The following is a 20023-nucleotide window of genomic DNA, read 5'->3' as shown; positions in this document are numbered from 1 at the left end:
AAAGAATGGTATATTTAAGCATGTATTTATAAAAGAAAAAAGGAGAAATTTTATAAATTCCTCCTTTTAATGTATTTAGGCGATATTATTCTGCAGGTGGCAGTAACATAAGAATTGAATCATTCAATAATTGAACAATATTCTCTAAAATATCTAAACTGCTCAGCTGGTAGTTGAAAGGGATGCTTTCTCCATCTGCAATTGCTTTGAGTTGAGTGGCAAAAGATTCCACAATTGGTAAATCTTCTCCATTACCCCAAAACTTTAAAGCACCATTTTGTTCTGTATAAAGTAGACGAGAAGCTGGTTCAAGCAATAGTTCATAACCTTCTGACAAAATAGCATTGAGATCTTCAATTTCGATTTCGTCTGGTTCAGGAATGTTATCTGGATATTTAGGCTCAGTCATATACGCCATGATGGCAGCATCAAGTACTGATGAGTTTTGCAACTGAGCTAAAACTAAGTCTCTTAAATAAGCCAATTCTTCTTTATTAATTTCACCAACTTGAGGAAGGTTCTTTCTAGCAATATCTACAACTGGATTCTGTAGTAATTCATCAGTCGCAAATTGATCGCTAATTCTATCGATCATGCCTGAAACATTAGGCATACGGAAACCAAATGAGAAAGTTAAACAATCATCTTCGGCAACGCCATAATGTGATAATCCTGGTGGGACATATAATAAGTCACCAGGTGCTAAAACTTCATCAAAATGAACATCGATTTCTGGCAATAGCTTTAATGGTTGATTAGGAACAAGTTCAGTGCTTGCATCACACATTTGGCCTAATTGCCAACGACGGTGGCCATGTCCTTGAACAAGAAATACATCATAAAAGTCAAAATGTTTTCCAACTGAACCGCCTTTAGGGGCATAAGAAACCATGATGTCATCACGACGCCATTGGGGAATGAAAGGAAATTTCTTCCATAAACCCGCTAAATCAAATGAGTAATGATCAACCGCTTGTACCAAGAGTGTCCATAACTTTGGTAATTTTTGAAAGTCACCTTTGGTTAGAGGAGAGGACTTTACATGCCATTCATTTGGATTTTTGTCTTTCTGACGGATAAGACGCGCACTAACATGATCTTCTAAAGCGAACTCTCTCACATCATTTGGCTCCAACATGCCAATGATTTCAGGCATGGCATTACGCACAAGTAATGGTTTTTTCTGCCAATATTCTGTTAAAAACTGTTCAGCAGTAATGCCGCCTAGAACGGTTAAAGGTTCTGTCATAGAGATAACCTATAAATAAGCTAAAAAATATTAAGGAATTTGAAGTTCAAGCTGTCTTAGAATCTGACAAAGTTGAATCATGGGTAAACCCATTAGGGTGGTTTGATCTTGGCCTATCATTTTCTCAAATAGACTAATGCCAAGACTTTCACACTTAAAACTTCCAGCACAATGAAGGGGTTGGTCTAAATCGACATATCTCTCGATTTCAAGACGAGTTAAATTGCGAAATTTAACTTGATAATGTTCAACTAGAGTATGTTCAAAGTTTTTTTCAAGACATTGGACGCTTAAGGCTGTACTAAAAAAAACTGTTCTGGCTGAGTTTGCTGCTAACTGGGCTTTAGCATTTTCAATCGTTAATGGTTTGCCAATAAAATCATGAGGTGCATGTTCTCGCCATGCGACTTGATCTGATCCAATTACAATCGCTTGAGGATTTTTCTGAGCAATCACCTGAGCTTTAGTAAATGCTAGTCTTTTCGCTAAATCATCAGCATGAGTCTCACCACGAGGACTCTCATCAATATCTGGACTAATACAGATATATTCGATTCCCAAACGATTCATCAAATCCTTACGTGTTTGACTACTCGATGCCAAAATAATTTGGGGGTGTTTCATTACACTGCATATTCCATTAATACATCTAATGGGACATAGCTTAATACTGCTTGATGGCAGGCATGAAGTTTGACAGGTGGTGCTTGACCAGCTTGATATGCTTCTACCCAACGAGTTACGCAAATGCACCAGAAGTCACCTGGTTGTAGACCTGGAAAACCAGCTTCAGGTAGAGGCGTAATGAGATCGTTGCCAACTTTTTGCGAAAAATTTAAAAAGTCAGATGTCATTTGAGCACATACGGTATGTTGCCCAAGATCTGTTACAGCTGTATGGCAAAAACCATTTCGAAAATAACCCGTAATAGGGTCAAAACAGCAGCTTGCTAAAGGTTCACCTAAAACATTTAAACGATTGATTTGTGGATCTGGATGAATAGACATAATGGATGAAATATTAAATTACTACCTCTATCATAATCAAAACTTTGGCTTTCTACAGCTTTTATGCAAAAAAACTAACCTTTTTTGATGTAATCATTTAAAATTGGCGCGTTTTTAAAATCATAAAGAGAGCTTTACATGAATTTTCAGCGTATGACTGACCTTAACTTAGCAGGTAAACGTGTACTTATTCGTGAAGATTTAAACGTTCCTGTTAAAAATGGTGTGATTACCAGCGATGCTCGTTTACGTGCAGCACTTCCAACAATAAAAGCTGCTTTAGAAAAAGGCGCTGCTGTAATGGTATTTTCGCATTTAGGTCGTCCTGTTGAAGGTGAACCAAAGCCTGAGCAGTCGCTTGCACCAGTTGCAGCATATTTAACTGAAGCACTAGGCCAAGAAGTTAAATTATTTACTGATTATCTTGATGGTGTAGAAGTTCAAGCAGGCCAAGTAGTTTTGCTTGAAAATGTTCGTTTTAATGCGGGTGAAAAGAAAAATAATCCGGAGCTTGCACAAAAGTATGCTGCTTTATGTGATGTATTTGTGATGGATGCATTCGGTACTGCTCACCGTGCAGAAGCTTCTACAGAAGGCGTGGCACGTTTTGCTCCTATTGCAGCTGCTGGTCCATTATTAGCTGCTGAATTAGACGCACTTGGCCGTGCAATGCAAACACCTGAAAAACCAATGGTGGCTATTGTTGCTGGCTCTAAAGTTTCAACAAAACTTGATGTCTTAAACTCATTGTCTACTATTTGCGATCAACTTATTGTTGGTGGTGGTATTGCAAATACTTTCCTCGCAGCTGCAGGTTACAACGTTGGTAAATCTTTATACGAAGCTGACTTGATTGAAACGGCAAAACAAATCGCTGCTAAAGTAAGTGTTCCACTTCCTACAGATGTTATTGTTGCTGATGCATCTCAAATTAATTTTGAAGATTTCTTAGGTTCTTTAGCAGCAGCACAAGCAGTTGTTAAAAAAGTTGAAGATGTAACAGCAAATGACATGATTTTAGATGTTGGTCCTGAAACAGCTAAAGCATTTGCAAATATTTTAACAACATCAAAAACGATTCTTTGGAATGGTCCTGTTGGCGTATTTGAAGTTGATCAATTTGGTGAAGGTACTAAAGCACTTTCTCTTGCAGTTGCTCAATCTGACGCATTCTCGATTGCTGGCGGTGGCGATACTCTAGCTGCGATTGATAAATATGATGTTGCTGACCAAATTGGCTATATTTCAACTGGTGGTGGTGCATTCCTTGAGTTTGTTGAAGGTAAAACTTTGCCGGCAGTTGCAGTTTTATTAGAACGTGCATAATACATATATGTAAAAATAAGAAGGGGTTGGGTTCAACCCCTTTTTCATGGATAAGTCATTAAATTGTCATATTTCTGAAATAAAATAATGAGCACTAAATCACCAATTGTGGAAAATAGTGATGAATTTAAAACTTACCTTAGCTGCTTTGTTAATTGTTCCAGTGATGTTGACTGCTTGTGCTAAAAAAGAAGAGTCTTCTAAAGCAGGGCAAGATGCTGCTTCTACAGCAGTTGCTGATAAAGTAACTCCTGAACAGCAAGCTACAATTGATTCGCTTGATAAGCCAGTTTTAGATGAAAAGAATACCGATGTGGTTGAAGGTGGCGCGTCTAGTGAGCCGGCTGCTTCAGAAACTCATTAATTTGTTGTATTTTGTTAAAAAGTCCCTGCAAATGCAGGGATTTTTTTTGAAATACTGTGATTTGTTGCTGAATTGAAATAAATGACAAGGTAGAATAAGCCGCACTACCTGGGAGGATATTATGGCACTCATTTCAATGCGCCAGCTCTTGGATCACGCTGCAGAACATAACTACGGCGTACCAGCATTTAACGTAAATAACTTAGAACAAATGCGTGCAATTATGCTTGCCGCGGATGCAACCAATTCACCTGTAATTGTTCAGGCATCAGCTGGAGCTCGCAAATATGCAGGCGCTCCATTCTTGCGCCATCTTATTTTGGCTGCAATTGAAGAATGGCCGCACATTCCAGTGGTAATGCACCAAGACCATGGTACAAGCCCTGATATCTGTCAACGTTCAATTCAGCTTGGTTTTAGCTCTGTAATGATGGACGGTTCATTAGGTACAGATGGTAAAACACCTACATCTTATGAATACAATGTTGATGTAACTCGTAATGTTGTTGCTTTGGCACATGCATGTGGTGTTTCTGTTGAAGGTGAGATTGGCTGTTTAGGTAGCCTTGAAACCGGTATGGCAGGCGAAGAAGACGGTGTTGGTGCTGAAGGTGTACTTGATCACTCACAACTTCTTACTTCTGTTGAAGAAGCGACTCAATTTGTTGCTGATACCAATGTAGATGCATTAGCGATTGCTGTGGGTACTTCACATGGTGCTTACAAATTCACTCGTCCACCTACAGGCGATATCTTGGCAATTGACCGTATTAAAGAAATTCATGCGGCATTACCAAATACTCACCTTGTTATGCACGGTTCAAGCTCTGTACCACAAGAATGGTTGAAAGTAATCAATGAGTTCGGTGGTGATATTAAAGAGACTTATGGTGTACCTGTTGAACAGCTTGTAGAAGCAATTAAACATGGTGTACGTAAGATCAATATCGATACAGACTTACGTTTAGCATCTACTGGTGCAATTCGTCAGTTTATGGCTGAAAACCCAGCTGAATTTGATCCACGTAAATACTTTGCTAAAACTGTAGATTCAATGAAGCAAATTTGTATTGATCGTTATGAAGCATTTGGTACAGCTGGAAATGCTGATAAGATCCGCCCAATTTCTTTAGAGAAAATGGTTGATCGTTATAAATAATTCCCGTTAGGGTTTGATTTATAGAAACCGGTTATGTAAATAACCGGTTTTTTATTAGCCAGATTTTATTCGTAAAAAAACCTGTGATAAACACAGGTTTTAATAGCGGCAAAAAGAACTTACTTTTGTAGATTCTTTTTGTCGAGACTAGGGTCTTTAATCTCTACATATGCATTAGCACGTACTTCTCGTAACCAGCTATCAACTTCGGTATTGAATTGACGCTCACCTAAAATTTGACGTGCCATACGCTCTTGATATTCATGAGTCATATCTTTTTCGCGTTTATCTGTCACTTGTAGAATATGCCAGCCAAATTGAGTTTGGAAAGGTTCACTAATTTGACCTACAGGAATTTCCTGCATTTTTTTGTCAAACTCAGGAACCATCATGCCTGGTGTAACCCAACCTAAACTACCACCATCACGTGCTGAACCTGTATCATTTGAATAGGTTGCAGCAAGCGTAGCGAAATCTTGTCCCGCCTTTAATCGTTTGTAAATGCTGTCAATAATTTGTTTCGCATTTTCAGGACTTACCACTTCAGATGGTTGAATAAGAATGTGACGAGTTTGATATTGCGGTACTAATGCTTTTTGTTCATTTTGCTTACGTTCTAAGAGTTTTAGAACATGTACACCATCACGTACAGAGATTAGATCAGTTGTTTGACCATCTTGGAGTGGAGTAATACGAGCAGCAAGCTCAGCTGGAATATCAGAAAGAGGGCGGAATCCCATATCTGCACCTTCAACTTTTACAGTCGCAGTTGAAAGCTTTTTGAGAGCATTTATGTCATTGCTTTGAGCAAGCTTTGAACGGACTTCCTTAGCTACATTCTGAACTTCTTGAGGGTTGTCTCCAGCAATTCGCATATGAATCACGTGAGCCTGATTACCTAGAGCAGCTTGTCCTTGTGGAGACTTTAAAAAATTGTCGACATCTTGGTCACTAATTTTAATACGAGACATCACTTGTTGCTGACGTAGGCGATTAATTGCTAAATCTTCAGCAATACGGCCTCGTAAGTTTTCATATGTTCCTGGAGCAATTGCATCTAGCTTTTGTTGAAAGGCTTCTAGATTTTTACTGCCAGATTGACTTGCTACTTTTAGTACTGCCTCATTTAGGCTTTTCTCATCAGGTTTAATGCCATAACGTTTTACTTGTTCAAGTTGAGCTTGACGTAAGATGAGTTGATCTAAAACCTGAAATTGTAGGTATTGTTGAGGGGGTACTTCTTTTTTTTGTGCTTGCAATTCGTGAGCAGCTTCAGCCATTCCTTGTTCAAGGTCACTTTTTAAAATTACGCTATTGTCCACAATCGCCACAACTTCATCAGTGGGTTGGGCAAAACTATGCATTGATGAAGATATTAATACAGCAAGGGTTGTTGCTTTAAAAAACTGTTTAAGATGCTTTGCCTTCATTAACGTTGTGTCCAAGATTGATTAATTTTATTAAAACCTAAAACGCGATTTTCAAGTATAGACGCGAGTTTATTGTTTAAACCACCTAAACCTTTAAGCGTAATTTCAGCCATAATCGCGCGTTTCTCGTTAACATTAGGAGATTTTGGATCATCTAAGTCGTTATAGTAAGAACGGCCATAGACTGAGATACCCCAGCAACATGATTCATAGTTAACACCTAATAACAGCTCACGAGCCACATCATTGTCCATGTCATATTGAACAAGACCCATAATACGCCAGTTGTCTTTAATTGGTTGTATAAAGGATGCAACAACTTGATCATAAGTTTCTTGACGACCAGGAATATTTTTGCGATAGAAGTAACCTAAGTTGTATAGGTTGCCTTTGTCACCTGTATAGTAAACTTGGAAGTCTCGCTGAGCGTTATCACCGTTTGACATCCATGCTGAATTTGCTCCAATAGTAAAGTTCTGGTTGAGTTGGCTTGTTAAGCTTACAACTGGTCCTGTATTGCGCTCAGTATCAAATGCATCGGGTTGATTTTGTAGAGTTACACGTCGATCTTCAAAATAATAGCTTTGGCCTACACTTGCACGTAAACGTTCTAAGCCCACCGTATCAAATAAACTATAACTTACACCCAATGATAAGAAATTGTTGTCTTCAAGGCGGTCATGTCCATAGAAGCGGTAAGGGTTAAATAATTGATCGTAATTAACCGATGCTGAAGTTGAGTCAAAGTTTGGATAACTGTTCTGATTTTTATAAGGAGCATAAGCGTAAAAAGCACGAGGTGTAATGGTTTGGAGATATTTACCATCGCGCTCAAATGTCAGACCTGTATCTAAAGTAAACTGGGGTACAACAACTGATTTGGATTCTGAACTAGCATCTAAGTCTTGTGAGGCAATACTGTCTTTGTCATAGAAAGTCTGAATAGAACGTACAGACACTTCAGGGATAACGAAAGCCGCTGGTGTACGATAGTTATAACGTGTTGCGAACTGGTTATAAATACGCGTACCACTACTTTCCTGAGCAGAACCATCATTAATTGATTTTTTGAAGTATGCCGTATCGTTATTAAATTCGTATTGTAAACCTTGTGGGTTACCTGTGACATAGTTTAATAAGAACTGTGGTAAACGGGCATAAGGTTTGTTTGCATCCAAAACTGAAGGGTCTAGCGTTTGGAAATCTTCAACTTTAAGCTGAGCTTTTAAACCTGGAATGCCATGCTGATAGTTTAATTCCCAAGCTCTTCGTAGATTTACATCAGTTTTAGAGTTCGGACTGCTGTCTAAGTCTGCAAAATAATCTTTATCAGATGCATAGTGATATTCAAGGTTGGTAGACCATTGATCATTAATATTCCAATTGTGGAGGAAATTAAAATCTTTACGGTCTTTATCGTTATATTCTTTATCAGATGGAAGAATACCGCCTGATATTACCCCTGCACCAAATCCATCCGTTAAATAGCGAAATTCACCTTTGAGCATAGCTCCACGTTCTGATAGATATCGTGGAGTAATCGTTGCATCATAATTAGGTGCAAGATTTAAATAAATTGGAACAGAAAGTTCACCGCCACCACCACTATTTGAGAAACCCGAGAAACCAAACTGAGGGTTAAGAATACCTGTAGTTCGACGGTCATCAATTGGGAAGTTAAAGTATGGGACTGCTATAACTGGAACATCTTTAACATAGATCTTTGCATTGCGAGTGACGCCTCGACCAGTTTCCTGATTCAGCTCAATTTTATTAGCCTGAATTTTCCAAGCAGGTTTTTGACCTGGTGGACAAGTGGTATAGCTTGCATCATTAAGAACCATTACATTTGGAGATGTTCTTTCGATTTTTCCAGCGTGACCATGTGCATGCTGCTGTTCAGAAATATAAAAACTATTATTTAAATCGCCAGTTTGAGTCTTTAAATTGTAATTAATTTCATCACTTTGAGAGAGTAAGCCGCCTTGGGCTAACTGAACTCGACCTTGTGCATGAGCAAATGTTTGAGTTTTATCGATGGTAACTTTATCGGCACGAACAGTACGACCTTCTTGGTCTATTACTACGTTTCCTTCTAGCTCAGAGTCGCCAGCAGGGTTGTAATGACCGTAATCGGCAGTTACAACCGATGTAGCCTTATCTGCATCTAATGCTTTAGTTTCAGGATTGATTGGTGTAATCCAAGTTCCTTGGCAAAATGCCGAACTCAAATATTTATTATTGCGCAACTGCGCCTCAGGTGCAGATTTATCAACATAATATTGTTGAAAGAATTCCTGCCCTGGATAGGCTTCCTTAATACTCGCCTTAAGTTGATTATTGTCTATGTTGGAGACAACACCAGCTGACTCAGCATAACTTGATTGTATGGAGCCACATAAGAGCGTAAAAATAGCGGTCGCTAAAGGATTAAATTTAAACTGATGCTTCATTGTCTCATTAACCAAGTATGCTAATTCACAATTAATTATTGTCGCATCATAGAGAAAAAGTTTATAAGTGGCTACACTTAACCCTTCAAAAATCTCAGCTTGTTTTAGATTTTATTGCAAATGAATACACAACGTGAACAATTGATACATACATGGCTTACATCTGTTCTTGAAAATGATCAATTTCAGATCGCTTATTTAGCAGGGGATGCCAGCTTTCGTCGTTATGCTCGCATCCAGTTACAAAATAAAACGTATATGCTTATGGATGCGCCTCCTGAAAAAGAAGACTGTGTTCCGTTTGTAACGATTGACGAATTTTTTGCGGGTCATGGGGTTCGAGTACCTCAGATTGTTGCAAAAGATTTAACTCAAGGTTTTCTGTTGTTAGAAGACTTTGGTGATGTACTGTTGTCGACATTATTGAATGATGCAACAGTTGATCAATATTATGAACAAAGCTTTAAGCAGCTCACTCATTTGCAATCGATTAATGGTACTGATCATTTCCCGGTTTATTCTTATGAAAAGCTTGTATCTGAAATGCAGCTGCTAACAGATTGGATGTTGCCATCACTTGGGATTCATCCAACGGCTGAGCAAAAGAAAACTATTGATGATGCATTTCATTTTTTAGCTCATGCTGCATTGGCTCAGCCTCAAGTTATTGTGCATCGTGATTTTCATAGTCGTAATTTAATGAAAATTACCAATGAAGAGGAATTGGGAGTAATCGACTTCCAAGATGCAGTTATTGGTGCTGATACTTATGATTTAATCTCGATTACACGTGATGCATATGTGCAGTGGAACGCTGAGCGTGTTTATCAATGGTTTAAAGTTTTCTATGAACTTTTACCAGCATCGGCTAAACAAAACCGAACTTTTGAGCAATTTAAGCGTGATGCCGATTTAATGGCAATTCAACGCCATATCAAAATTTTGGGTATTTTTGTTCGCTTGTTTGAGAGAGATGGTAAGTCTGGTTATTTAAAAGACTTGCCGCGAGTCATGTGGTATTTACTTGAAGAGAGCTGTGGTTACGCTGAACTTGACGAGTTTATGATATTTATAAATAACATAGTAATGCCTAAATTTATCGAGAAATATGGTCCCTATGAGGTAGCCGCATAATGAAAGCAATGATTCTTGCTGCTGGCTTGGGCAATCGTATGCGTCCACTCACGCTATATACACCAAAGCCTCTGCTTGAGGTGGGCGGTAAGCCACTTATTGTGTGGCATATTGAAAAACTTAAGAATATGGGTGTGACCGAAATAGTCATCAATTCTGCGTGGTTAGCAGACAAACTAATCAGTAGCTTAGGAGATGGCTCTCAATTTGGTGTGGACATCCGTTGGACACGAGAAGAAGAAGGACTAGAAACAGCTGGCGGAATTATTAATGCTTTGCCACTGCTTGGAACAGATCCGTTTATTCTAGTGAATGGAGATGTATGGACCACAATGGATTTTGAAGCTCTACGCGATATTAAGCTAAATGATGATTTGGCTCATCTCGTGTTAGTTGATAATCCTAAACAGCATCCTGAAGGCGACTTTACATTATTGGATGGGCGTGCTTTTGCATTCGATCAAGATGTGAAGGGTGAGAACCTCACTTTTAGTGGTGTATCTGTTATCCATCCTAAGCTTTTTGATGGATTGGAACCTGGTAAACGTCCTTTAGCTCCACTATTAAAGCAAGCGATGCAAAATCAAAAGGTATCTGCTGAAAAGCTTAAGGGTGCATGGGTAGATGTGGGGACGCCAGAGCGCTTAATGGAGCTAGATTTGCAAATTCGTGAAGGCTTCTACGATTAACTGCGTAATCGCTAATCGTTAAATAGTGTTCCACGATGCATAAATGGGTATACTTTGTTTTAAATTTTACTTAGATGTTATCTGTTTATGCATCCATTTTTTCAAGAGTTACAACAGGGTAGTCAAAAATTAGGTTTGTCGCTTAGCGATGAAGCTTTGACATTATTGTTGAAGTATCAAGATGCTTTGGTACTTTGGAACAAAGCTTATAATCTAACAGCGATTCGTGATCCGAAAGAAATGTTAGTGAAGCATTTGTTAGATAGCCTAAGTATTTTGAAAGATTTGCCAGCAGGCCGTTTACTCGATGTAGGTACAGGTGGCGGTATGCCAGGCATGATCATTGCATTATGTCAGCCGGAACGCTCATGTGTATTGCTTGATTCAAATGGTAAGAAAATTCGTTTTTTGAAACAGTTTATTGCTGACCTTAAGCTTAAAAACGTAGTAGCAGTGCAAACACGCGTTGAAAATCAAGATACAATTGATGAGCTTGGCCAATTTGATGTGATTACAAGTCGTGCATTTGCATCGTTAACTGATTTTGTTGATGCTGCGCGTCCATATTTGCATGAGCAGAGTATAATTGCTGCGATGAAAGGACTGATTCCAGTTGAAGAAATGGAAGAGCTTAAGCAGGAATTTTCATGTAAAGTGATTGAACTGCATGTACCAAGACTTGATGAACAACGTCATTTACTTTTACTTCAACGAATTTAAATAAAAAGTATTAGGGTTACCATGGCTCAAATTATTGCGATTGCAAACCAAAAGGGTGGTGTTGGTAAAACAACGACTGCAGTAAATCTTGCAGCATCACTTGCTGTATTGAAAAAACGTGTATTACTTGTTGATATAGATTCACAAGGTAATGCCACGATGGGGTCTGGTATTCAAAAGAATGATCTACTTTACTCAATCACTGATGTTTTATTGGGTGAAGTGCCAATTGAAACTGCAATTCAAAAGGCAGAGGTTGGATATAAAGTTTTGGGTTCAAACCGTGAGCTTTCAGGTGTTGAACTGGCAATTGCCGAACAAGAAGGTCGTGAGTTTATTTTAAAGAATGCTCTGAACGAAATTAGAAATTCTTTTGACTACATTATTGTTGACTGTGCCCCTAGCTTAAGTTTAATTACGGTAAATGCCTTAGCTGCCGTAGATAGTGTAATCATTCCTATGCAATGTGAGTACTATGCATTAGAAGGTTTGGCTGATTTAACCCAAACAATTGATCGTATTCAAAAAGCATTAAACCCTGATTTAGAAATTATTGGTGTTTTACGTACGATGTACGACGCACGTAATGCTTTAACTCGCGATGTATCAGCTGAGTTAGAACAGTATTTTGGTAAAAAGCTTTATGACACCGTGATTCCTCGTAACGTTCGATTGGCTGAAGCGCCTGCACACGGTTTGCCAGTTATTTATTTTGAAAAGAGTTCAAAGGGTGCAGTTGCATACTTAAATCTTGCAGCTGAGATGTTAAAGAAAAGTAAAGTGAAGAAAGGAAGTAAAGTATGAGCATCAAAAAACGCGGATTGGCGAAAGGGCGTGGTTTAGATGCATTACTTGGTTCAATTCAAAAAGAAAAATTACAACTAGAAGCTCAAGCACTTGATCACGGGCAGTTAAAGCAAATTGATGTGAATTTGTTGAAACGAGGTGAATATCAGCCACGTCGTTTTATTCATGAGCATGATTTGCAAGAGTTGGCATCTTCTATTGAAAAACATGGGGTGATGCAACCAATCGTTATTCGTCCTGTAGATGATGAAGCTCATCCTTACGAAATTATTGCAGGTGAGCGTCGTTGGCGTGCAGCACAAATTGCTGGTTTAACTGAAATTCCAGCAATTGTTCGTGATTTAAATGACCAAGTCGCGATTGCTTTAGCGCTTATTGAGAATATCCAACGTCAAGATTTAAACCCAATTGATCAAGCCTTGGCATTGCAACGTTTTCATGATGAGTTTGGTTTAAGTCATCAGGAAATTGCCGATACTGTAGGTAAGGCGAGAACAACGGTGAGTAATTTACTGCGTTTATTAAGCTTGGCTGATGATATTAAAGAGTTTATGCAACAGGGCCAGCTTGATATGGGGCATGCTCGTGCCATTTTGACTTTAAAAGGCAAAGAGCAGCTTGAAGTTGCCCAAATTGTTATCGAAAAAGGATTATCTGTTCGTCAGACTGAACAGTTAGTGCGCGATTGGAATGAGCCTAAACAGGAAAAAGAAAAAACTCCTGTTGCACCAGACATTGAGCAATTAACGCAAAAATTATCTGAGCGATTTGGTGCCAATGTTAAAATTGATCATAACCAGAAAGGTAAAGGTAAGCTTGTTATTCATTATCATTCACTCGATGAGTTAGATGGTATTTTGAATATTTGTTTGCCAGAGTAATTCTAAGTTAGGTCATATATTTCTAATTTATATTCTTGGGGAAGAAAATATGTGGGAACTTGTGAAAGCGGGCGGCTGGTTAATGCTGCCTTTAATTTTGTGTTCAATTTTAACGGTCGCTATTAGTATTGAGCGTTTTATACGTTTAAGACGTTCACAAGTTTTGCCCAAATTACTGATGAGTGATGGTAGTGCAGATGTTTCTCATATCATCACAAATTTGGAGCAGGATACTGCTGCTCAAAACACAGCATTAGGAAATATTCTAAAAGCTGGTTTTGAGCATCAGGAGCATGGAGAGCAATTTGCTCGGGCTCAAATGGAAGCAATGGCTTCTCAAGAAATTTCTTATTTAGAAAAAAATATTAACTTCTTGGGAACTTTAAGTGCTATTGCACCTTTACTTGGGTTACTTGGAACGGTTGTAGGGATTATTGAGTCTTTTCTTGTGATTGATTTTGGTTCGGCAGGTAGCCCAAGCTTAATGATTCCTGGTATTTCAAAAGCCTTGATCACGACAGCGGTTGGAATGCTTATTGCAATTCCTGCTCTTATTTCATATCGCTATTTTCAAAGAGTGGTGCAAAATTACATTGCGGAGTTAGAACAGCAATCTACACTCTTTCATGCATCGTTGTTTTACAAACGTTCTTCAGTTACGCAAGAACATCGCCGTGTTGGTTGATGGGTAGGGAACAAATATGAAGTTTAAACGTTCTCAAGTTGAAGACATTCATATCAATCTAACGCCTATGATTGATTGTTTACTGTTCATTCTGGTGTTTTTATTGTTATCTACCACTTTTAATCAGCCAAGTCGCATCAATTTAACTTTACCAGATGCCCAAGGTGTCCCACCAAAACAGTACGATCATAAAATTGAAGTCGTGGTAGACTCTAGCGGTCATTACGCTGTCAACGGCCAGGCATTATCTAGCAAAGATGTGGCTGATTTGAGCACTGCAATTAAGCAAATTGCTCAAGAGCGCCGTGATTTTATGTTTATCATCGCTGCTGATGCAAAAGCGTCTCATCAGGATGTTATTCGTGTTATGGATGTAGCAGGACAACTCGGTTTTGTTAACATCAATATTAGTACCAAAGTTCCTTCTAGAGGTTTTTCTGAGTGAATCAAGATTTTAAGGTTTATTTGCGTCTCATATCTTATTTAAAACCTTATTGGGGCGTGGCCTTATTAGTTCTTATCGGATTCGGTATGAACTCAGCAACAGAGGTTTCTGTTGCTAAGCTCATTAAATTTATTATTGATGCAATTCAAAATGCGAGTAGAGCGGATCTGGATTGGTTCCCTTTATTAATCATTTTATTGGTATTTTTCCGTGGCCTAGGCCTATTTATGGGTGGCTACTATACTGCTGTTATCTCACGTAGTTTAGTTTTTAGCATTCGCCAAGAAGTTTATGCAAAACTTTTAAGACTACCAGCTCAATATTATCTCGATAACTCTTCGGGACATATCACAGCCAAAATTATGTATAACGTCGAGCAACTGACAGCTGCTTCATCGGAGTCATTAAAAACCATCGTTCGAGATGGCATGATTACGTTAGGATTGTTAGGTTATTTGTTTTATACAAATTGGCGCTTGACCCTTTGTATTATGGTGTTCTTACCTATTATTGGTGTTTTGGTGCGTAGAGCCTCAAAAAGAATGCGTAAACTTTCACTGCAAGTTCAGGACACTATGGGTGATGTTAACCATGTAGTGCAAGAAAGTATTAGTGGTAGTGCAGTTGTTAAAAGTTTCGCTGGTGAAGAGTCAGAACAAGAGCGTTTTTATAAGTCATCTGAAGAGAACTTAAAACGCGGCTTAAAAATGGTGATTGTGCAAAACCTAAATAGCCCAGTTGTTCAAGTGGTCATGGCTTGTGCAATGGCTCTTATTGTATGGTTAGCCTTAAGACCACAAATTTTAGGTAATACAAGTGCGGGTGAGTTTGTTGCATATATTACGGCAGCTGGTCTTCTTTCTAAACCTGTTAAAAACTTAACTGATATTAATGAGAAGTTGCAGCGTGGTTTAGCGGCAGCACATTCAGTTTTTGAATTATTAGATTTACCTGAAGAAGAAAATAGTGGTCAGCTTAAACCTCAGTTGCAAGGTGCAATTCGTTTTGACCATGTTGTACTTAACTATGCTGATGGCACTCAGGCGATTAAAGATTTTTCTTTAGATATTCGTCCAGGTGAAACTGTTGCATTGGTAGGGCGCTCTGGTGCTGGTAAAACCTCTTTAGTGAACATGTTGGTACGTTTCCAAGAAGTCTCAAGTGGTCAAATTTATTTAGATGACTTGCCAATACGTGATATTGAGCTTTCAAGTTTACGTACACAAATTGCGATGGTAAATCAGCAAGTTGTTTTGTTTAACCGAACTGTACGTGAAAATATTGCTTATGGTCAGCTACACGATGCGAGCGATGAAGAAGTTATCGCAGCGGCAAAGGCTGCTTATGCCCATGACTTTATTATGAATTTACCAAATGGTTATGATACTGTCCTAGGTGCTCAAGGGCTAAATCTGTCGGGTGGCCAACGTCAACGTATAGCAATCGCTCGTGCAATTTTGAAAAATGCGCCTATTCTCGTTTTAGATGAAGCTACAAGTGCGCTTGATAACGAATCTGAACATTTTATTCAGCAAGCATTTGATGAGGCGATGCAAGACCGTACAACGATTGTGATTGCTCATCGTTTATCTACAATTGAAAATGCAGACCGTATTGTCGTATTAGATCGTGGACAAATTGTTGAACAAGGTACTCATCAAGAATTACTTGCTAAGCATGGTGCTTATTATCAATTACATCAGCGTAATTTTGAGGACAACTAAGCATGTCTTTAGCCCAGCTGATACAAAATGCATGGAATAAGCAATCAAATTGGTTGGTTGTTTTGCGTCCATTATCATGTTTGTATCGTGCTGGGTTTTTATTGAATCGTCATTTTTATAATTCAGGTTTTAAAAAGGTCTATGACGCGCCTGTACCGGTTATGGTGATTGGAAATATTACAGTGGGTGGTAGTGGCAAAACCCCATTATTAATAGAGCTGGTTAATTACTTAAAACAACATAACGTAAAAGTAGGTGTAATTAGTCGGGGCTATGGTGGAGTTGGTCCTTTTCCTATGTTGGTAACATCGGCCAGTCAGGCAGCTGAAGCAGGAGATGAACCTGCTTTGATTGTACAGTCAACTGGCGTACCTATGGCAGTAGGACCCAATAGACAAGCGGCAATCGAATTATTATTAGCATCGATGAAACTAGATTTAATTATTAGTGATGATGGATTGCAACATTGGGCATTAGGTCGTCAAATAGAATGGATCGTGCTTGATCAAAATCGTGGCCTTGGAAATAGAAAGTTATTACCAGAAGGCTATTTGCGTGAACCTGCTGAACGTTTAAAAACGGGTACAGTAATCGAACATGCATTTGCCCCATCAACAGCAATCCATATGCATCTGGATGCTGGACAACCTTACTTATTGAATCCTTCTTCAGCAACTGAATTATCATTCAATACTCAAAATAATTACCATGCAGTAGTTGGTATTGGTTTTCCTCAGCGCTTTTACCAAACACTTAAAGGTTTAGGTGTAAACCAATTTCAAGAGCATGCTTTTCGTGATCATCATGATTATGTTATTGATGACCTTTTATTTAATGATGACCAACCTATCATTACGACTGAAAAAGATGCGGTTAAGTTGTTGCCTTTACTTGAAAAGCGTCCAGAATTTAAACGGCCTATTTGGGTCGTACCTGTTAAAGCTGTTTTGTCTGAAGAGTGCTATCAGGTTTTAAATCAGCAATTGCAAAAGCTTGATATTCAAATATCTTAGGAAGAAAAAATGAAACACATCGTTATTCCAGCACGCTTCTCAAGTTCGCGTTTGCCAGGTAAGCCATTGTTACTTATTCATGACCGACCTATGATTTTACGCGTAGTAGATCAGGCAAAGAAAGTTGAAGGTTTCGATGATCTGTGTGTAGCAACCGATGATGAACGTATTGCTGAAATATGCCGTGCAGAGGGTGTTGATGTTGTTTTAACAAGTGCTGACCATCCATCGGGAACTGACCGTTTGAGTGAAGTTGCTTGTATTAAGGGGTGGGATGCGGATGACATTATTGTAAATGTACAAGGTGATGAGCCTTTACTGCCAGCTCAACTTGTTCAGCAGGTTGCGAAGCTTCTAGTTGAAAAACCAAATTGCTCAATGTCTACATTATGTGAGCCTATTCATGCTTTAGATGAGTTTCAGCGTGATAGCATTGTGAAAGTGGTTATGTCTAATCAAAATGAAGCTTTGTACTTTAGTCGTGCAACTATTCCTTATGATCGAGATGGTGCTAAACAAGCTGAACCAACTTTACATACCCAAGCATTTCGTCATTTAGGTTTATATGCTTATCGTGTGAACTTGTTACAAGAATATGTTACATGGGATATGGGTAAACTTGAAAAGCTAGAGAGTCTTGAGCAATTACGTGTTTTAGAAAACGGGCATCGTATTGCTATTGCTGTAGCAGAAGCGAATTTACCGCCAGGTGTTGACACCCAAGCAGATCTTGACCGTCTAAATAATATGCCTGTTGAGTCTTTTGAGTAAGTGTTAATTTAATGAATCAGAATGTGACTTCTAAGGTTTATCCGTGGCAACAGACAATGTGGGAAACGTTAACAACACGTTTTCCTAATATTGGGCATGGCTTATTATTTTATGGTAAACAAGGTTGTGGTAAGCATGCTTTTGCCAAGCATTTTTTAGCATGGGTACTTTGTTTAAATAAGCAGCCTCAGGGGGCTTGTGGAGAATGTAGTAGCTGTCAATGGTTAAAATCAGACACGCACCCGAACTATGTTCATATCACGACTGATGAAGAAAATAAAAAACAGAATGCAAAAATTAAAATAGAAAAAATTCGAGATTTATTGCCATTTGTACAGCAAACTGGTGAAGGATGGCGTGTTATTGTCATTGAACCAGCTGAAGCTTTAAATCTTGCATCATCAAATGCACTGTTAAAAACTTTAGAAGAACCCGGTGAGCGCGTTGTTTTAATTTTGTTGGCTGATCACTATTTGAAATTACCAGCTACCATTCGAAGTCGCTTACAGCATTTTGCTTTAGACCGTATTTCATATAAGCAGGCAACATCTTATCTAAATGAGCATTTGGCTGAAATCGCGGCAGTACCACCTGAATTATTGTTAGGTCTTTCTAATGATATGCCTTTGCAAGCAGTCGAAATTGCTACTAGTGATTGGTTTGCGAAAAGACAAACATTTTTAGAAGACTGGACTAAGGTAGTTAACCAAAAAAATATGCCTTTATTTTATTCAGCTAAGTGGCAGAAAGAGCTCAACTTTAGCGATTTTATGATGCTTCTTGAATACTTGTTAGGGGATTTAATTTGTGTCAAGCTGAACCAACCACAGAAAAATATTGATTTACAATTTGATCAATTGGCACAAAACTATAATTTAGAAAGCTTATTCAGTCTTTATGAGGAATTACAGCAATCTAAAAGATTGGTTGAACAAAATGTACAAACACAACTCATCACAGATCAACTTTTTATAAAATTAATGAACGTTTAAGGGGAAACTATAATGCAACCACAAATGGGTGGAATTATTCAGGTCAATATTCCTGATAGAGCAACCTTACAAGCAAGCTATATGGGGTATGTGCAAGGTGGGGGCTTATTTGTGCCATCGAAGCAAAAAGTGAAGATGGGCCAAGAAATTTTTATTTTAGCTACGTTACCAGAACAATCACAAAAAATTCCTTTAACTGGTAAAGTAGTGTGGATTTCACATAAGCAAAGTGGATTTAAACCGCAAGGTTTCGCAATTCAATTGAGTGGTGATAAAGGAATTTACTATAAAGCTGAAGCTGAGCGGATTTTAGCTGGTAGTATGTCTTTAGATCGTCCAAGTTATACCATGTAAGCAGATAGGAAAGTACAGTGTTTGTTGATACCCATTGCCATTTAACAATGTTAGATTTAACGCCTTATAACGGTGATTTAGATCTTACACTTGCTGCTGCACGAGCAGAAGGTGTCTCTAAGTTTATGGCAATTTCAGTTGACCTTGATGATCATGTTGCTTTAGCTGAAATCGCAAAGCGTCATGAAGATGTTGGGTATACGGTGGGTGTGCATCCTTGTGAGGATGTAGATACTATGGCTCGAGCAACGACTGAGTATTTGACTGAGTTAGCTCAATCAGAAAAAGTGTGGGCTTTAGGCGAAACAGGTTTAGATTATTACCACAGTACTGACTTTATTAATGAGCAAAAGGCTTGTTTTGCTCGGCATATTCAAGCCTCTAAAAATGTCAAAAAGCCAGTAGTTGTTCATACACGTTCAGCAAAACATGATACGGTGGATATTATTCGAGCTGAACAATCTTCGCATGGTATTTTGCATTGTTTTACTGAAGACTGGGAAACAGCAAAAGCCGTATTGGACTGTGGTTACTATATTTCCTTTTCAGGGATTGTTTCATTTAAAAATGCTCAAGATTTACGTGATGTTGCCAAGCAAGTACCTTTAGATCGACTCTTAATTGAAACAGATAGTCCTTATTTGGCTCCAGTGCCATATCGTGGTAAAACAAATGAACCAAAATACGTACCCTATGTAGCGAAAGCACTTAGTGATGTATATGATAAATCGATTGAGGAAATTGCAAGAATCACCTCGCAAAATTTCGAAAATTTACTCAAAGCGATTTAACTTATAGAAACTATATAAAGAGAGTAATT

21 protein-coding genes are annotated in these 20023 nt (G+C 38.4%); 16 read left to right on the top strand and 5 right to left on the bottom strand.

The window, feature by feature from the left end:
• Positions 1-85 precede the first annotated feature (85 nt).
• From RMA95_RS13930 to RMA95_RS13920, 3 genes are read right to left on the bottom strand one after another with little or no spacing between them, the layout of a single operon-like run.
• Complete coding sequence (locus RMA95_RS13930; RefSeq protein ID WP_311071355.1) at positions 86-1249, bottom strand: cupin domain-containing protein; 1164 nt, start codon at positions 1247-1249, stop codon at positions 86-88.
• A gap of 30 nt (positions 1250-1279) precedes the next feature.
• Positions 1280-1873: a Maf family protein gene (locus RMA95_RS13925; RefSeq protein ID WP_311071353.1), complete on the bottom strand. Its 594-nt coding sequence runs from the start codon at positions 1871-1873 to the stop codon at positions 1280-1282.
• Complete coding sequence (locus RMA95_RS13920) at positions 1873-2256, bottom strand: DUF2237 family protein (RefSeq protein ID WP_002050020.1); 384 nt, start codon at positions 2254-2256, stop codon at positions 1873-1875. Before RMA95_RS13920 ends, RMA95_RS13925 begins: the two co-directional genes overlap by 1 nt.
• A gap of 138 nt (positions 2257-2394) precedes the next feature.
• Between RMA95_RS13920 and RMA95_RS13915 the strand changes: the two genes are divergently transcribed.
• The 3 genes from RMA95_RS13915 to fba all read left to right on the top strand — a co-directional run bounded on the left by RMA95_RS13915 (position 2395) and on the right by fba (position 5105).
• On the top strand, positions 2395-3582 hold the full coding sequence (locus RMA95_RS13915; RefSeq protein WP_311071352.1) for a phosphoglycerate kinase: 1188 nt from the start codon (positions 2395-2397) through the stop codon (positions 3580-3582).
• 121 nt (positions 3583-3703) lie between these two features.
• On the top strand, positions 3704-3946 hold the full coding sequence (locus RMA95_RS13910) for a hypothetical protein (protein ID WP_263613579.1): 243 nt from the start codon (positions 3704-3706) through the stop codon (positions 3944-3946).
• A 121-nt stretch (positions 3947-4067) separates the two neighbouring features.
• A complete protein-coding gene (gene fba / locus RMA95_RS13905; RefSeq protein ID WP_002121428.1) occupies positions 4068-5105 on the top strand; it encodes a class II fructose-bisphosphate aldolase in 1038 nt (345 codons plus the stop codon).
• 119 nt (positions 5106-5224) lie between these two features.
• Here fba and RMA95_RS13900 read toward each other — a convergent pair whose 3' ends face one another.
• Entirely contained in the window at positions 5225-6535 is a 1311-nt protein-coding gene (locus RMA95_RS13900; protein WP_311071349.1) for a peptidylprolyl isomerase, read from the bottom strand.
• Complete coding sequence (locus tag RMA95_RS13895) at positions 6535-8988, bottom strand: LPS-assembly protein LptD (protein WP_263613581.1); 2454 nt, start codon at positions 8986-8988, stop codon at positions 6535-6537. Before RMA95_RS13895 ends, RMA95_RS13900 begins: the two co-directional genes overlap by 1 nt.
• A gap of 120 nt (positions 8989-9108) precedes the next feature.
• On the opposite strand from RMA95_RS13895, the gene RMA95_RS13890 reads away from it, so the two are divergent.
• From RMA95_RS13890 to RMA95_RS13830, 13 genes are all read left to right on the top strand, one after another.
• Positions 9109-10122 carry a phosphotransferase gene (locus RMA95_RS13890; RefSeq protein WP_311071346.1) on the top strand — a complete coding sequence of 338 codons (1014 nt, stop codon included), beginning with the start codon at positions 9109-9111 and terminating at the stop codon, positions 10120-10122.
• Positions 10122-10811 carry an N-acetylmuramate alpha-1-phosphate uridylyltransferase MurU gene (gene murU, locus RMA95_RS13885; RefSeq protein ID WP_311071345.1) on the top strand — a complete coding sequence of 230 codons (690 nt, stop codon included), beginning with the start codon at positions 10122-10124 and terminating at the stop codon, positions 10809-10811. The genes RMA95_RS13890 and murU overlap by 1 nt, the downstream gene beginning before the upstream one ends.
• Before the next feature lie 87 nt (positions 10812-10898).
• Entirely contained in the window at positions 10899-11531 is a 633-nt protein-coding gene (rsmG, locus tag RMA95_RS13880) for a 16S rRNA (guanine(527)-N(7))-methyltransferase RsmG (protein ID WP_032007248.1), read from the top strand.
• A gap of 21 nt (positions 11532-11552) precedes the next feature.
• On the top strand, positions 11553-12335 hold the full coding sequence (locus tag RMA95_RS13875; RefSeq protein ID WP_002050124.1) for a ParA family protein: 783 nt from the start codon (positions 11553-11555) through the stop codon (positions 12333-12335).
• The gene (locus RMA95_RS13870; RefSeq protein ID WP_019458986.1) at positions 12332-13219 is read left to right on the top strand and encodes a ParB/RepB/Spo0J family partition protein; all 888 of its coding nucleotides are present in this window, start codon (positions 12332-12334) and stop codon (positions 13217-13219) included. The genes RMA95_RS13875 and RMA95_RS13870 overlap by 4 nt, the downstream gene beginning before the upstream one ends.
• Positions 13220-13268: 49 nt before the next feature.
• Positions 13269-13904, top strand: a complete 636-nt coding sequence (locus tag RMA95_RS13865) for a MotA/TolQ/ExbB proton channel family protein (protein ID WP_311071340.1) — start codon at positions 13269-13271, stop codon at positions 13902-13904.
• 16 nt (positions 13905-13920) lie between these two features.
• Positions 13921-14349: a biopolymer transporter ExbD gene (locus RMA95_RS13860; protein WP_000669682.1), complete on the top strand. Its 429-nt coding sequence runs from the start codon at positions 13921-13923 to the stop codon at positions 14347-14349.
• On the top strand, positions 14346-16073 hold the full coding sequence (gene msbA / locus RMA95_RS13855; protein ID WP_263613587.1) for a lipid A export permease/ATP-binding protein MsbA: 1728 nt from the start codon (positions 14346-14348) through the stop codon (positions 16071-16073). Before RMA95_RS13860 ends, msbA begins: the two co-directional genes overlap by 4 nt.
• Before the next feature lie 2 nt (positions 16074-16075).
• The gene (gene lpxK / locus RMA95_RS13850) at positions 16076-17086 is read left to right on the top strand and encodes a tetraacyldisaccharide 4'-kinase (RefSeq protein WP_311071338.1); all 1011 of its coding nucleotides are present in this window, start codon (positions 16076-16078) and stop codon (positions 17084-17086) included.
• Between the two features lie 9 nt (positions 17087-17095).
• A complete protein-coding gene (gene kdsB / locus RMA95_RS13845; RefSeq protein WP_263613589.1) occupies positions 17096-17857 on the top strand; it encodes a 3-deoxy-manno-octulosonate cytidylyltransferase in 762 nt (253 codons plus the stop codon).
• A gap of 11 nt (positions 17858-17868) precedes the next feature.
• The gene (locus RMA95_RS13840) at positions 17869-18849 is read left to right on the top strand and encodes a DNA polymerase III subunit delta' (RefSeq protein ID WP_311071337.1); all 981 of its coding nucleotides are present in this window, start codon (positions 17869-17871) and stop codon (positions 18847-18849) included.
• A 12-nt stretch (positions 18850-18861) separates the two neighbouring features.
• Positions 18862-19203 (top strand): PilZ domain-containing protein, encoded by a 342-nt coding sequence (locus RMA95_RS13835; RefSeq protein WP_001183024.1) that lies wholly within the window; start codon positions 18862-18864, stop codon positions 19201-19203.
• Positions 19204-19220: 17 nt separating this feature from the next.
• Positions 19221-19994, top strand: a complete 774-nt coding sequence (locus RMA95_RS13830) for a TatD family hydrolase (RefSeq protein WP_311071334.1) — start codon at positions 19221-19223, stop codon at positions 19992-19994.
• Positions 19995-20023: the final 29 nt, after the last annotated feature.

The sequence above is a fragment of the Acinetobacter sp. V110_1 genome (assembly GCF_031798975.1).
GTDB classification, from domain to species: Bacteria; Pseudomonadota; Gammaproteobacteria; order Pseudomonadales; family Moraxellaceae; genus Acinetobacter; species Acinetobacter nosocomialis_A.
Note: the sequence above shows the minus strand (reverse complement) of the source record. Positions and strands in the feature narration are given on the sequence as shown.

Excerpts from the sequence above, each read along its gene's own strand:
- rsmG (WP_032007248.1), top strand. The coding sequence starts at position 10,899 with ATGCATCCATTTTTTCAAGAGTTACAACAGGGTAGTCAAAAATTAGGT.
- RMA95_RS13925 (WP_311071353.1), bottom strand. The coding sequence starts at position 1,873 with ATGAAACACCCCCAAATTATTTTGGCATCGAGTAGTCAAACACGTAAG.
- RMA95_RS13860 (WP_000669682.1), top strand. The coding sequence starts at position 13,921 with ATGAAGTTTAAACGTTCTCAAGTTGAAGACATTCATATCAATCTAACG.
- RMA95_RS13930 (WP_311071355.1), bottom strand. The coding sequence starts at position 1,249 with ATGACAGAACCTTTAACCGTTCTAGGCGGCATTACTGCTGAACAGTTT.
- RMA95_RS13910 (WP_263613579.1), top strand. The coding sequence starts at position 3,704 with ATGAATTTAAAACTTACCTTAGCTGCTTTGTTAATTGTTCCAGTGATG.
- RMA95_RS13895 (WP_263613581.1), bottom strand. The coding sequence starts at position 8,988 with ATGAAGCATCAGTTTAAATTTAATCCTTTAGCGACCGCTATTTTTACG.
- RMA95_RS13900 (WP_311071349.1), bottom strand. The coding sequence starts at position 6,535 with ATGAAGGCAAAGCATCTTAAACAGTTTTTTAAAGCAACAACCCTTGCT.
- RMA95_RS13890 (WP_311071346.1), top strand. The coding sequence starts at position 9,109 with ATGAATACACAACGTGAACAATTGATACATACATGGCTTACATCTGTT.
- RMA95_RS13835 (WP_001183024.1), top strand. The coding sequence starts at position 18,862 with ATGCAACCACAAATGGGTGGAATTATTCAGGTCAATATTCCTGATAGA.
- RMA95_RS13840 (WP_311071337.1), top strand. The coding sequence starts at position 17,869 with ATGAATCAGAATGTGACTTCTAAGGTTTATCCGTGGCAACAGACAATG.
- RMA95_RS13870 (WP_019458986.1), top strand. The coding sequence starts at position 12,332 with ATGAGCATCAAAAAACGCGGATTGGCGAAAGGGCGTGGTTTAGATGCA.
- RMA95_RS13920 (WP_002050020.1), bottom strand. The coding sequence starts at position 2,256 with ATGTCTATTCATCCAGATCCACAAATCAATCGTTTAAATGTTTTAGGT.
- RMA95_RS13875 (WP_002050124.1), top strand. The coding sequence starts at position 11,553 with ATGGCTCAAATTATTGCGATTGCAAACCAAAAGGGTGGTGTTGGTAAA.
- RMA95_RS13865 (WP_311071340.1), top strand. The coding sequence starts at position 13,269 with ATGTGGGAACTTGTGAAAGCGGGCGGCTGGTTAATGCTGCCTTTAATT.
- murU (WP_311071345.1), top strand. The coding sequence starts at position 10,122 with ATGAAAGCAATGATTCTTGCTGCTGGCTTGGGCAATCGTATGCGTCCA.
- kdsB (WP_263613589.1), top strand. The coding sequence starts at position 17,096 with ATGAAACACATCGTTATTCCAGCACGCTTCTCAAGTTCGCGTTTGCCA.
- lpxK (WP_311071338.1), top strand. The coding sequence starts at position 16,076 with ATGTCTTTAGCCCAGCTGATACAAAATGCATGGAATAAGCAATCAAAT.
- RMA95_RS13915 (WP_311071352.1), top strand. The coding sequence starts at position 2,395 with ATGAATTTTCAGCGTATGACTGACCTTAACTTAGCAGGTAAACGTGTA.
- fba (WP_002121428.1), top strand. The coding sequence starts at position 4,068 with ATGGCACTCATTTCAATGCGCCAGCTCTTGGATCACGCTGCAGAACAT.